12 protein-coding genes are annotated in these 12,107 nt (G+C 64.9%); 11 read left to right on the top strand and 1 reads right to left on the bottom strand.

Going from position 1 to position 12,107, the window contains the following annotated elements:
* Nucleotides 1-85 precede the first annotated feature (85 nt).
* Nucleotides 86-1,213, top strand: coding sequence for a peptide chain release factor 2 (gene prfB / locus DKB74_RS09010; protein WP_109807825.1), 1,128 nt, complete (start codon nucleotides 86-88; stop codon nucleotides 1,211-1,213).
* The gene (locus DKB74_RS09005; protein WP_420822403.1) at nucleotides 1,210-1,947 is read left to right on the top strand and encodes a class I SAM-dependent methyltransferase; all 738 of its coding nucleotides are present in this window, start codon (nucleotides 1,210-1,212) and stop codon (nucleotides 1,945-1,947) included. The genes prfB and DKB74_RS09005 overlap by 4 nt, the downstream gene beginning before the upstream one ends.
* On the opposite strand, the gene DKB74_RS09000 is transcribed toward DKB74_RS09005, so the two are convergent.
* Complete coding sequence (locus tag DKB74_RS09000) at nucleotides 1,944-2,357, bottom strand: JAB domain-containing protein (protein WP_205007868.1); 414 nt, start codon at nucleotides 2,355-2,357, stop codon at nucleotides 1,944-1,946. The genes DKB74_RS09005 and DKB74_RS09000 overlap by 4 nt on opposite strands.
* Nucleotides 2,358-2,484: 127 nt before the next feature.
* Between DKB74_RS09000 and DKB74_RS08995 the strand changes: the two genes are divergently transcribed.
* The 9 genes from DKB74_RS08995 to DKB74_RS08955 all read left to right on the top strand — a co-directional run bounded on the left by DKB74_RS08995 (nucleotide 2,485) and on the right by DKB74_RS08955 (nucleotide 12,106).
* Nucleotides 2,485-3,279: a thymidylate synthase gene (locus DKB74_RS08995; RefSeq protein WP_109807822.1), complete on the top strand. Its 795-nt coding sequence runs from the start codon at nucleotides 2,485-2,487 to the stop codon at nucleotides 3,277-3,279.
* Between the two features lie 2 nt (nucleotides 3,280-3,281).
* Nucleotides 3,282-3,767, top strand: coding sequence for a dihydrofolate reductase (locus DKB74_RS08990; protein ID WP_239987441.1), 486 nt, complete (start codon nucleotides 3,282-3,284; stop codon nucleotides 3,765-3,767).
* Between the two features lie 59 nt (nucleotides 3,768-3,826).
* Entirely contained in the window at nucleotides 3,827-4,756 is a 930-nt protein-coding gene (locus DKB74_RS08985; RefSeq protein ID WP_109807821.1) for a bifunctional riboflavin kinase/FAD synthetase, read from the top strand.
* A gap of 158 nt (nucleotides 4,757-4,914) precedes the next feature.
* The gene (locus DKB74_RS08980) at nucleotides 4,915-7,932 is read left to right on the top strand and encodes an isoleucine--tRNA ligase (protein ID WP_109807820.1); all 3,018 of its coding nucleotides are present in this window, start codon (nucleotides 4,915-4,917) and stop codon (nucleotides 7,930-7,932) included.
* Nucleotides 7,929-8,450 (top strand): signal peptidase II, encoded by a 522-nt coding sequence (gene lspA, locus DKB74_RS08975; RefSeq protein WP_109807819.1) that lies wholly within the window; start codon nucleotides 7,929-7,931, stop codon nucleotides 8,448-8,450. The genes DKB74_RS08980 and lspA overlap by 4 nt, the downstream gene beginning before the upstream one ends.
* Nucleotides 8,443-8,856: a DUF3035 domain-containing protein gene (locus tag DKB74_RS08970; protein WP_109807818.1), complete on the top strand. Its 414-nt coding sequence runs from the start codon at nucleotides 8,443-8,445 to the stop codon at nucleotides 8,854-8,856. Before lspA ends, DKB74_RS08970 begins: the two co-directional genes overlap by 8 nt.
* 21 nt (nucleotides 8,857-8,877) lie before the next feature.
* The gene (locus tag DKB74_RS08965) at nucleotides 8,878-9,792 is read left to right on the top strand and encodes an ABC transporter permease (RefSeq protein ID WP_109807817.1); all 915 of its coding nucleotides are present in this window, start codon (nucleotides 8,878-8,880) and stop codon (nucleotides 9,790-9,792) included.
* Entirely contained in the window at nucleotides 9,789-10,571 is a 783-nt protein-coding gene (locus DKB74_RS08960) for an ABC transporter permease (RefSeq protein ID WP_109807816.1), read from the top strand. Before DKB74_RS08965 ends, DKB74_RS08960 begins: the two co-directional genes overlap by 4 nt.
* The gene (locus DKB74_RS08955) at nucleotides 10,568-12,106 is read left to right on the top strand and encodes an ATP-binding cassette domain-containing protein (RefSeq protein ID WP_109807815.1); all 1,539 of its coding nucleotides are present in this window, start codon (nucleotides 10,568-10,570) and stop codon (nucleotides 12,104-12,106) included. Before DKB74_RS08960 ends, DKB74_RS08955 begins: the two co-directional genes overlap by 4 nt.
* Nucleotide 12,107 lies beyond the last annotated feature (1 nt).

The raw sequence follows: 12,107 nt of genomic DNA, 5'->3' as shown, positions 1-12,107 counted from the left end.
CGCCGGGAACGCCTATATACCGCTTGGCACATGGGGTGCGCCGGTCGTTCGGATGCCCCTTTTTCTGTTGGTGGAGTGAAGACGAATGCGCGCCGAAGCGCAGGCTCATGTGGAAAAGATCAACGAGGCACTGGCGCTGTTGCGGCGGTTCCTCGACTGGGATCGTGCGCTTCGCCGCCTCGATGAGCTCAATGCGCGGGTCGAGGACCAGAGCCTGTGGGACAATCCCAAGGAAGCGCAGGAAGTGATGCGCGAGCGGCGGCGGCTCGACGAATCGATCACCGCGACCCGCGAAATCGAGCGCGAGCTCAACGATACCGCCGAACTCATCGAAATGGCCGAGGCTGAAGGCGATGAGGAAATGGCGAAGGAAGGCACCGAAGCGCTTGCCGCGCTGGCGCAGCGCGCCGAGCGCGACAAGGTGCAGGCGCTGCTTTCGGGCGAAGCCGATGCCAACGACACCTATCTCGAAATCAATTCGGGCGCGGGCGGCACCGAATCGAACGACTGGGCCGAAATGCTCCAGCGCATGTACACGCGCTGGGCCGAACGCCATGGCTATAAGGTCGAGCTGGTCGATTATCATGCCGGCGAACAGGCGGGCATCAAGTCGGCGACTCTGCTGATCAAGGGCGAAAATGCCTATGGCTATGCCAAGACCGAAAGCGGCGTGCACCGCCTGGTTCGCATCTCGCCCTATGACAGCTCGGCGCGCCGCCACACCAGCTTCTCGTCGATCTGGGTCTATCCGGTGATCGACGACGATATCGATATCGAGATCAACGAGAGCGAGCTGCGCATCGACACCTATCGCGCGTCGGGCGCGGGTGGTCAGCACATCAACACGACCGATTCGGCGGTGCGCATCACCCATTTGCCGACCGGTATTGTCGTGCAGTGCCAGAATCAGCGGTCGCAGCACAAGAACAAGGCCGAAGCCTATAACCAGCTGCGCGCGCGGCTGTACGAGCGCGAGCTGCAGGAGCGCGAAGCGGCGGCCAATGCCGAAAACGCCACCAAGACCGATATCGGCTGGGGCCATCAGATCCGCTCCTATGTCCTCCAGCCCTATCAGATGGTGAAGGATCTGCGCACCGGCGTTACCTCCACGGCGCCATCGGATGTATTGGACGGTGACCTCGATCCCTTTATGGCTGCTGCCCTGTCGCAGCGCGTAACCGGCGAGGCGGTCGAGGTGGAGGACGTCGATTGAGAAACTGGGGCGGCGTCGCCGCCGCGCTCTTGCTGGCGGCATGCTCGGGGAGCGACGGCGATCCGGTAAAGCGTGACGCCGACGGTTTCCCCATGCCCGATCGACCCGCCGCCACGATCGTTTCCAGCCGCTGGTCGAGCGAGGAAGCGCGTGACCGGCTCAACGAAGCCGGCGAAGTGATGAACCGCACCGGCATCCAGAAGGGGATGACGATCGCCGATATCGGTGCGGGCGAAGGCTATTACACCATCCGTCTGGCCCAGCGCGTGGGCGCCGATGGCCGCGTGCTGGCCGAGGATATCGTGCCCGCGGTGCGCGATGCGCTGGCTGCGCGCGTGGCACGCGAGCGGCTCGACAATGTCAGCGTGCGGCTGGGCGATCCGGACGATCCCAAATTGCCGCCCAGCAGCTTCGATCGCGTGCTGATGGTGCACATGTATCACGAGATCGAAAAACCCTATCGCTTCCTGTGGAACATGCGCCCGTCGATGCGCCCCGATGGGGAGGTCGTGGTGGTCGATGCCGATCGCCCGATTTCGCAGCACGGCACGCCGCCATCGCTGCTGCAATGCGAATTCGCCGCTGTCGGCTATCGCATGCTGCGGATCGAATCGATGCCGTCGGCGGGCGGGTATCTCGCCGTGTTCCAGCCCGCCGGGCCGCGTCCCGATCCGGAGGATATCCAACCCTGTTCGAATCCGGGTTCGTCCCCGGTTCCGACTCCCAGCGCCTAAAGCCAGCCGAGCGCGCGAAAGCTGACGGCGCCGCCGCGCGCCAGCACCAGATGGTCGACCAGCCGGATGTCGAGCGGGCCCAGTGCCCGCGCAAGGCCATTGGTCGCTTCGCGATCCGCGCGGCTGGGGGTGGGGTCGCCGCTCGGATGATTATGCGCCATCACCACCGCATGCGCGCCGAATGCCAGTGCGTCGGCGGCGACATCGCGCACGGGAATCGCGCAGCTGTCGCGGCTTTCCCCGGGCGTGTGGCGCATACCGAGCAAATTCCCTTCCGCGTCGAGATAGGCGAACACTGCCAGCTCCTCGCGCGCTTCCGCGATCGGGCGGAACAATGGGCGCGCGACATCCTGACCCGACAAAAGGCGTGCTTCCGCCGCTTTTTCCGCTTCGAACGCCAGTGACGTCATGCCGCCAATTTGCACATAGGCGCCGTGCAACCGAAGCAGGGGCGCATCCGTTCCGAACCCAAATTCCTCCGCAATGGACCGAACGCGCCCGCTTGGCGCGGGCGGATTGCGGCGGTAAGCCCGTTCCATGCGTCAATATCTCGACCTGATGGAACGCGCGCTCGACCACGGCGCCGAAGTGATGGACCGCACCGGCACCGGCACGCGCAGCGTGTTCGGGCATCAGATGCGCTTCGATCTGTCGCAGGGCTTTCCGCTGCTGACCACCAAGAAGCTGCATCTGCGATCGATCATCGTCGAGCTGTTGTGGTTCCTGCGCGGCGACACCAATGTCCGCTGGCTGCAGGACCGCAAGGTCAGCATCTGGGACGAATGGGCCGATGAATCGGGTGACCTCGGGCCGGTATATGGCAAGCAATGGCGCGACTGGCAGGCGGCGGACGGCCAGCATATCGATCAGATCGCCGAACTGATCGAGACGCTGAAGACCAATCCCGGATCGCGCCGGATGGTGGTGTCGGCATGGAATCCGGGCGAGCTGCACGCGATGGCGCTGGCGCCCTGCCATTGTCTGTTCCAATGCCATGTCGCGAACGGGCGGTTGTCGCTTCAGCTGTATCAACGTTCGGCGGATATCTTCCTAGGCGTGCCGTTCAACATCGCCAGCTATGCGCTGCTGACGCATATGCTCGCGCAGCAATGCGATCTGGAGCCGGGCGATTTCGTGTGGACCGGCGGCGATTGCCACCTTTATTCCAATCATCTCGACCAGGCGCGCGAACAACTGCGCCGCGAGCCCGGGCCGCTGCCCCGACTCGAAATCCTGCGCCGCCCGCCGTCGATCGACGCCTATGACTATGAGGATTTCGCGATTCGCGACTATGTCGCGCAGCCGCATATCAAGGCGCCGGTCGCGGTCTGATCGTGACGATCAGCTTTCACCTTGCCCGCGCCGACAATGGCGTGATCGGCGTCGATGGCGCGCTGCCCTGGCGGCTGCCCGCCGACCTGAAGCGATTCAAGGCACAGACGATGGGCAAGCCGATGATCATGGGGCGCAAGACCTTCGAAAGCTTTCCCGCGCCGCTGCCCGGCCGACGCCATATCGTGCTGACGCGCGATGTCAGTTGGCAGGCGGATGGCGCCGAGGTTGCCCATTCGCCGGAGGAGGCACTGGCGCTGGCGGGCGATGCGCCGGAGATTGCAGTCATCGGCGGCGCGGAGGTTTTCGCGCTGTTTCTCGACCGCGCCGACCGTATCGAGCTTACCGAAGTTCATCTCGCGCCCGGCGGGGACGCGGTGGTGCCGGAATTCGATTCCCGGCAGTGGCACGAGACTGCGCGGGAAGAACATGCGGCCGCCGATGGTCGCCCGGCCTATGCCTTTGTCACGCTCGTGCGCCGGACATGAGCCCGGATCGAGCCGGTGGGCCATTTGAAAGCGCGCGCGCTGTCGTTATAGGCCGCGCCATGGAGCGGCTGGACGGCGGCTCGGCGGTCCCGCCCGAATTTCGCGGCGGCATCGTCGCGCTCGGCAATTTCGACGGATTTCACCTCGGCCATCAGGCAGTGGTGCGGCGCGCCATCCACTGGGCGAAGGATCGGGGTCGCCCCGCGATCGTCGCCACCTTCGATCCGCATCCGGTGCGCCATTTCCGCCCCGATACCCCGCCCTTTCGCCTGACGACGCTCGATCAGCGCCAGCGGCTGTTCGCACAAGCGGGGGCGGATGCGATGCTGGTGTTTCATTTCGATGGCGCGCTCGCCGGGCTGACGGCGGAAGCGTTCGCGCAGGATCGGCTGGTCGATGCGATCGGCGTGGCCGGTGTGGTGACGGGCGACGACTTCACCTTCGGCAAGGCGCGCGGCGGCAATGTCAGCGTGCTGCGCGATCTGGGCGCGCGGATGGGATTCGGCATCGAAACCGTCGCGCCGATAGTCGGCGAAGGCGAGGCGGTGTCGTCCAGCCGCATTCGCGAATTGCTTCAGGCAGGCAAGCCGCGCGAGGCAGCGGCACTGCTGACGCGCCCCTTTGCGATCGAAGGAATGGTGGAGCCGGGCGCGAAGCTGGGGCGCGAACTGGGCTGGCCGACCGCGAATCTGAAGCTCGGCAGCTATCTGCGCCCCGCTTATGGCATTTATGCCGTACGCGGGCGTTTGCCCGACGGACGGATGGTCGATGGCGTCGCCAATCTGGGCATCCGCCCGATGATCGATCCGCCGCTCGAATTGCTCGAACCGCATTTCTTCGATTTTTCGGGCGACCTTTATGGCCAGACGATCGAAGTCGAACTGATCGAATATCTGCGGCCCGAGGCAAAGTTCGACGACATGGATGCGCTGAAGGCCCAGATCGCCCGCGATTGCGACGACGCAAAGGCTGCCCTGGCACGCAACTGACCACGCGCCACTTGCCCTGAGCTTCTTTTTCCGACGCGGTGCAAAAGGCAGAACCGGGCTTCGACAAGCTCAGCCCAAACGGATGCAGGGCGGCAGGGCCGTTGCAATGCAACTGATGCTTTGCAGAAGGCCGCGCATCCTCTAATCGGCGCATTCCCATGAACGACACGACCGACACACAGCGCGACTGGCGCGACACCGTCTTCCTGCCGAAGACCGATTTCCCGATGAAGGCCGGCCTTGCCAACAAGGAACCCGGCATTCTGGAACGCTGGGAAAAGATCGGCATTTACGACCGGCTGCGCGAACAGCGTGCCGGGCGCGAACGCTTCATCCTGCACGATGGCCCGCCCTATGCGAATGGCGACATTCACATGGGCCATGCGATGAACAAGATCCTCAAGGACATCATCGTCCGCTCGCAGAGCCTGATGGGCAAGGATGCGCCCTATGTTCCCGGATGGGATTGTCACGGCCTGCCGATCGAATGGAAGGTCGAGGAAGCCTATCGCAAGAAGAAGCTGAACAAGGACGAAGTCGATCCCGTCGCCTTCCGCGCCGAATGTCGTGCGTACGCCGAAAAATGGGTGGCGGTGCAGCGCGAACAATTTGAGCGGCTGGGCGTGATGGGCGATTGGGAAGATCCCTATCTCACCATGAAGTTCGAAGCCGAGGCGACGATCGCGGGCGAGCTTTTGAAATTCGCCGAAAGCGGCCAGCTTTATCGCGGCGCCAAGCCGGTGATGTGGTCCCCGGTCGAAAAGACCGCGCTCGCCGAAGCCGAAGTCGAATATGAGGATATCACCTCGACTCAGATCGACGTGGCGTTCGAGATTGTCGAGGCGCCGGAATGCCCCTCGATTCAGTTGCTCCTTGAGAAAGGCGCCCACGTAAAAGCCATCATTTGGACAACAACCCCCTGGACAATTCCAGTCAACCAAGCGCTCTCGTTTGGTGAGGAAATAGAATACCGCCTTTTGAGGGTTAAGGAAGACCACTATTCTGACGGCGGCCCTGAGTTCAGCGCCGCAGCTCGTGAAGCACTTGCAAATTTTGGCATTCGTCCCGCTAGCGATGTCTTTGTCATCGCTCAGGATCTAGTTGATTCGTTCATTGGCAGAATCAACAAGCTGCTTGCGAGCGTTCAGTTGCCATCGCACCCAAGTGCTTCGTTGAAGATCAAACCGGCATCTGATGTCACGCTCCAGCAGACTGGAGAACGACAGCTCTTTCGTGGCAAGAAACTCGCCGGCGCCACCGCCCGTCACCCGATGCACAAGCTCGGCGGGTTCTTTGCCACGCCGCGCCCGTTCCTTCCGGGTGATTTCGTCACCACCGACGCGGGTACGGGCCTCGTCCATATGGCGCCCGATCATGGCGAGGACGATTTCCTGCTGTGCAAGGCGCATGGCATCAATCCGGTTTTCGCGGTCGAAGGCGACGGGCGCTATCGCGACGACTGGCTGTGGCTGGGCGGCGAAGGCAGCGTCATCAATCCGAAATTCACGGCGAGCGGCAATGGCGGCAAGCTGGAAGAAGGTCCGATCTGTCGCGACCTGCGCGAAGCGGGCGCGCTGCTCGCGGCATCCGACGATTTCGTCCACAGCTATCCGCATAGCTGGCGGTCCAAGGCGAAGATCATCTTCCGCGCCACCCCGCAATGGTTCATCCCGATGGACAAGGGCGCCGATCCGGTCGCGGTCGATGTGCCCAGTCCGTTCGGGGGCGAGCTGCCCATGTCGACGCATAACGGCCCGACGCTGCGCGGCATCGCGCTCGACGGGATCGAGCGGACGCGCTGGGTGCCCGAACGGTCGAAGAACCGCATCCGTTCGATGGTGGAGGGGCGCCCCGACTGGGTGATCAGTCGCCAGCGCGCCTGGGGCGTGCCGATCCCGCTTTATGTTCGCAAGGAAACCGGCGAATATCTGCGCGACAAATGGGTCAATGCCGCGATCATCGAGGCGTTCAAGAGCGGCGGCGCCGACGCATGGTTCGCCGCAGATCATCAGAAGATCCTGGGCGAGAAATACGACATCGAGGAATTCGAAGTCGTCACCGACATTCTCGACGTGTGGTTCGATTCGGGCAGCACCCATGCCTTTGTGCTCGAGGCACGCTATGGCGAGGGCGTGCGCGCCGACCTCTATCTCGAAGGGTCGGATCAGCATCGCGGCTGGTTCCAGTCGTCGCTGCTCGAAGCCTGCGGCACCCGCGGCGAACCGCCGTACAAGGCCGTGCTGACGCACGGTTTCGCGCTGGACGACAAGGGACGCAAAATGTCCAAGTCGCTGGGCAATGTCGTCGATCCGCTGAAGATCATTCAGGAATCGGGCGCCGACATCCTGCGCATGTGGGTCGCGCAGACCGATTATTTCGAGGATGTGCGCATCGGCAAGCAGGTGCTGGCCGGTACGTCCGACGCCTATCGCAAGCTGCGCAACAGCTTTCGCTATATGCTCGGCGGTCTCGACGGGTTCAGCGATGCCGAAAAGGTGGCGGTCAAGGACATGCCCGAGCTGGAGCGCTATGTGCTCCATCTGCTCGGTGATCTCGACGCGACGCTGCGCAAGGCGGCGGAGAATTACGAATTCGACGTCTATATCCGCGCGCTGACCGATTTCGCGAATGAGGACCTGTCGGCCTTCTTTTTCGATATCCGCAAGGATTGCCTCTATTGCGACGCGGCGGACGATCCCCGGCGGCGTGCCTATCGCACTGTGCTCGACACGCTGTTCCATGCGCTGGTCCGCTATGCCGCCCCCATCCTCGCCTTCACGGCCGAGGAAGTGTGGCAGGCGCGGTTCCCGAGCGAGGACGGGTCGGTCCATTTCCTCGAATGGCCCGAACTTCCCGATCTGTCGCAGGACCGGCTGACCGCCGACTGGAGCGCGGTGCGCGCGCTGCGCGAGCGTGTGACCGAAGCGATCGAGCCCTATCGCCGCGAAAAGACGATCCGGTCGTCGAACGAAGCCGCTGTCACCGTGCCCGAATTGCCGCTGCCCGCCGATGCGCTGGCCGAGCTGTTCATCGTCGCGTCAGTGACCCAGGCCGATGGGGATGTGACGGTCTCACGCACCGATTGGCATAAATGCGGTCGCTGCTGGCGATTGCTGCCTGAAGTTGCCGAGGACGGCGCTTTGTGCGACCGCTGCACCGAGGTGGTGAACGGATGAATGTTTCGCGCGGAATCGGCCTGCTGACGGCCGTGCTGGTGTTTCTGGTCGATCAGATCAGCAAATATATCGTCACCGGCACATTGGGATTGTCCTATCCCGGGGCGCAGATGGAACTGCTGCCCTTTTTCGACCTGCGCTATGTCGAAAATATCGGCGTGTCGCTGGGCCTGCTCGAAGCGACCAGCGACACGATGCGCTGGGGGCTGGTGGCGCTGACCGGTGCGATTGCGATCGGTGTCGGCATCTGGATGTGGCGCGAAAAGAAGACCGGCGACATCGTTGCGCTGGGGCTGGTACTGGGCGGTGCGCTCGGCAACATCGTCGATCGCACGCGGCTGGGCTTCGTGGTCGATTTCGCCGATCTGCACTTCGGCGCGTGGCGCCCCTTTTTGGTCTTCAATGTCGCCGATGCTGCCATTACCATCGGAGTCGTGATTTTGCTGGTCCGCGCATTGTTCCTGCGCGACAAGGATACGGTCGAGCGGCCGCAAGTGGAGAATGAAGTCAATGCGTAAGATGCTGCCGATCGCCGCCGTCGTGACGGGCGCCCTGCTGGTTTCCGGCTGCGGCAGGAGCGGTCTCAACCGCGACCGGCCCGACGAATTCGCAGTCTCGCGTCAGGCGCCGCTGGTGGTGCCGCCCGATTATTCGCTCGTCCCGCCGCAGCCCGGCGCCGCGCCGACTCAGGGCGCGAACCCCGCCGATCAGGCGCTCGAGGCGCTGTTCGGCGGCCCGGCGCAGCGCAGCGCCGCGGAATCGGCGACGCTCGACCAGGCCGATCGCGGCATTGCCCAGCAGGGTATTCGCTCGGCGGCGGGCAGCACCGAAACCAATGTCGTCGACAAGGGCAATACGACGCGCGACATCGTCGCCGCGCCCGAAGGCGACGGTCGCGACGCGTCGGCCTCCACACCGCAGTAATCGCGACGCGGGGCGGAGCAGTTGCGGGCGATCCTGCTGCGCAGGCTCGCCACGGCGATCCCGACTCTCTTCGCGGTCGTCCTCGCTTCGTTTTTTCTGATGCGGGCGGCGCCCGGCAGTCCTTTCGACGCCGAACGCCCGCTCGATGCGGCGACGCGCGCCGCGCTCGACCATGCCTATGGGCTCGACCGGCCATTGCTCGAACAGCTTGGCCGCTATCTTGCCAATCTGGCGCAGGGCGATTTCGGACCATCGCTGGTCTATAAGGATTTTACCGTCACGGCGCTGATCGCGCAGGGACTGCCGATATCGCTGATGCTTGGCGGGCTGGCGCTGGCGGTCGCGCTGATGACCGGGGTGAGCGGCGGTATCGCCGGGGCGTTGCGTCCCGGCGGGTGGAGCGACCGGGCCGTCGATTTCGCCGCGTCGCTTGCCGTCGCGCTGCCGGGATTTGTGACCGGGCCGGTGCTCGCGTTGATCTTCGCCTTGTGGCTCAACTGGTTGCCGGTCGCCGGGCTGAACGGTCCGGCATCGTTGATCCTGCCGGTTATCGCGCTCGCGCTGCCGGTGGCGGGCGCCGTGGCGAAGCTGACCCGGACGGGCCTTTCCGAAACGCTCGCACAGGATCATGTCCGCACTGCGCGCGCGCGCGGGCTTTCGCCCTTTGCGGTGCTGTGGCGGCATGCGCTTGCGCCGGCACTGATTCCGGTGGTCAGCTATCTGGCGCCGGCGGCGGCGGGGTTGCTGACGGGCGCGGTGGTGATCGAAACGGTATTCGGCCTGCCCGGGCTTGGTCGCTATTTCGTGCAGGGCGCGCTCAACCGCGATTACCCGCTCGTGATGGGTGTGGTGATCCTCTACGCCGGGCTGATCCTGTTCTTCAATCTGATCGCGGACCTTCTCTATGGTCTGCTCGATCCGCGAGCACGCGGATGAAGGGCGCGCTTTTCCTTGTCGCAGCGATTGCGGTGGCGGCGTTGCTGCTGCCGCCTTTTCTGCCATGGGGATATGCCGATATCGACTGGAACGCGGTGCGTGCAGCGCCCTTTTCATCGGGGCATTGGCTGGGCACGGACAGCGTCGGGCGCGACTTGCTTGCGCGGACGCTGGCGGGGACGCGCGTGACGCTGGCGGTTGCGAGCGCGGCGGCGCTGGTCGCGCTGCTGATCGGGACGGCATGGGGCGCCATCGCCGGCTGGTTCGGCGGGCGAGTCGACGAAGCGATGATGCGAGTCGTCGACGGATTATACGCGCTGCCCTTCATGTTCGTCGTCATCGTCCTGATGGTGGTGTTCGGGCGATCGATCCTGCTGGTTTTCCTGGGGATCGGCGCGGTCGAATGGCTGACGATGGCGCGCGTCGTGCGCGGACAGGTGCTGGCGCTGCGCCACCGGCCCTTCATTCTGGCGAGCGAGGCGGCGGGGGCGCCGACCGGCGCGATCCTGCGCGGCCATCTTCTCCCCAATGTCGCGCCGGTCGCCATTGCCTATCTGATGCTCACCATTCCGCAGGTGGTGATGGTCGAAAGCTTCCTCTCTTTCCTGGGGCTGGGCGTGCAGGAGCCGCTGACCTCGCTCGGCATCCTGGTGCACGACGGCGCCGATGACATGGATATCGCACCGCTGACGCTGTTGGTGCCGGGAGCCGTGCTGGTGGCCCTTGTGGTCGCGCTCAATCGGATCGGCGAGGGATTGCGGCAGAGGCTGGCGCGATGACGATCTATGCCGTCGAGCGGCTGTCGCTGCGGATCGGGGATGCCGCTATTTTGCACGACATCGGGTTCGAAGTGCGGCGCGGGGCCTGTACCGCGCTGGTCGGCGCGTCGGGATCGGGCAAGAGCATGAGCTGTTTCGCGCCGTTCGGGCTCGCGGCGGGGAAGGCGTCCGGCTCGGCGCGCCTCGACGGGGCGGAACTGATCGGCCTTGACGAGCCGGCGTTACGGCCGTTGCGCGCGCGTGCGGGATTCGCGTTTCAGCAACCGGCGACGGCGCTGTCGCCCCATCTGACGATCGGTCGACAATTGCGCGAAGCGGTGGTGGCGGGCGGCGCGCCGTCGCCCGATCGGCGCGCGCTGGCGGCAATGCTCGACCGCGTCGGAATCGCGCGGCCCGACGCAAGGCTCGATAGCTGGCCGCATCGGCTGTCGGGCGGCGAGCGGCAGCGCGTGATGATCGCGGCGGCGGTCGCCCATGATCCGATCCTGCTGGTCGCCGACGAACCGACCAGCGCGCTCGATGCGCCGCTGCGTCACGCCATCCTCGACCTGATCGATCGGCTGCGCCAGGATGGCATGGCAGTGTTGCTGGTCAGTCACGATCTGCCGCTGGTGGCGCTTCATGCCGATCAGGTGGCGGTATTGCAGGCCGGTCGCGTGGTGGAGAGCGGTGCTGCGCGGCAAATATTGTCACGCCCGCTCACCGCAGAAACGCGGGCGCTGGTCGCGGCAAGCCCGTCGCTCGATACGCCCGGACCGGCTCTGCCGCCCACCGGCGCACCGCTGCTTGCGGCGCAAGGCATCGACGTGACTGTGGCCGGCAGGGGATGGCGGGCGCCGCAGGTCACGCTGGTGGAGGATGCCAGTTTCACGATTGCCGAAGGCGAGGCTCTGGCGCTGGCGGGACGATCGGGATCGGGCAAATCGACACTGGCGCGCGCGGTCGCCCGGCTCGGGCCGATGACCGACGGCGAATTGCGCTGGCGTGGCGAGATCGTGCCGGGCCGCGACCGGATGGCCGCCGGGTTTCGCAAGGCGGTTCAACCGGTGTTTCAGGATCCTGTCGCCAGTCTCGATCCGCATTGGACGGTGGCGGCAAGCATTGCGGAACCGCTGCGCCATCTTTGTCCCGAACTCGATGCGGCGGCGCGCGCAGCGCGTGTCGATGCGCTGCTTGAGGAAGTGGAGCTGGGCCGCGGTTTTGCGGATCGCCGCCCTGCGGAATTATCCGGCGGCCAGGCACAGCGCGTTGCGATCGCGCGTGCGCTGGCCGCCGGGCCCGAACTGATCCTGCTCGATGAAGCGACTTCGGCGCTCGACGTGCTTGTCGCCGGCCGAATTCTGTCCCTGCTGCAACGGCTGCAAGCAGACCGTAACCTTGCGATCCTGATGATTACGCACGACCTGGCGGTCGCCCGTTCCCTTTGTCATCGGCTCGCAGTGATGGAAGCGGGGAAGATTGTCGAACAGGGGCCGTTCGACCGGATGTTGTCGACCCCCGGACACCCGGCAACGCGGCACTTGCTCGGGACGTGAA

It is taken from the genome of Stakelama portus (assembly GCF_003171655.1).
Lineage (GTDB): Bacteria > Pseudomonadota > Alphaproteobacteria > Sphingomonadales > Sphingomonadaceae > Sphingomonas > Sphingomonas portus.
The sequence above is the reverse complement of the archived record's forward strand: the minus strand, read 5'-3'. Positions and strand labels throughout refer to the sequence as shown.

Coding starts and splice junctions, on each gene's coding strand:
- prfB (WP_109807825.1), top strand. CDS start 86: ATGCGCGCCGAAGCGCAGGCTCATGTGGAAAAGATCAACGAGGCACTG.
- DKB74_RS08985 (WP_109807821.1), top strand. CDS start 3,827: ATGGAGCGGCTGGACGGCGGCTCGGCGGTCCCGCCCGAATTTCGCGGC.
- lspA (WP_109807819.1), top strand. CDS start 7,929: ATGAATGTTTCGCGCGGAATCGGCCTGCTGACGGCCGTGCTGGTGTTT.
- DKB74_RS08995 (WP_109807822.1), top strand. CDS start 2,485: ATGCGTCAATATCTCGACCTGATGGAACGCGCGCTCGACCACGGCGCC.
- DKB74_RS08960 (WP_109807816.1), top strand. CDS start 9,789: ATGAAGGGCGCGCTTTTCCTTGTCGCAGCGATTGCGGTGGCGGCGTTG.
- DKB74_RS08980 (WP_109807820.1), top strand. CDS start 4,915: ATGAACGACACGACCGACACACAGCGCGACTGGCGCGACACCGTCTTC.
- DKB74_RS09000 (WP_205007868.1), bottom strand. CDS start 2,357: ATGACGTCACTGGCGTTCGAAGCGGAAAAAGCGGCGGAAGCACGCCTT.
- DKB74_RS08970 (WP_109807818.1), top strand. CDS start 8,443: ATGCGTAAGATGCTGCCGATCGCCGCCGTCGTGACGGGCGCCCTGCTG.
- DKB74_RS08955 (WP_109807815.1), top strand. CDS start 10,568: ATGACGATCTATGCCGTCGAGCGGCTGTCGCTGCGGATCGGGGATGCC.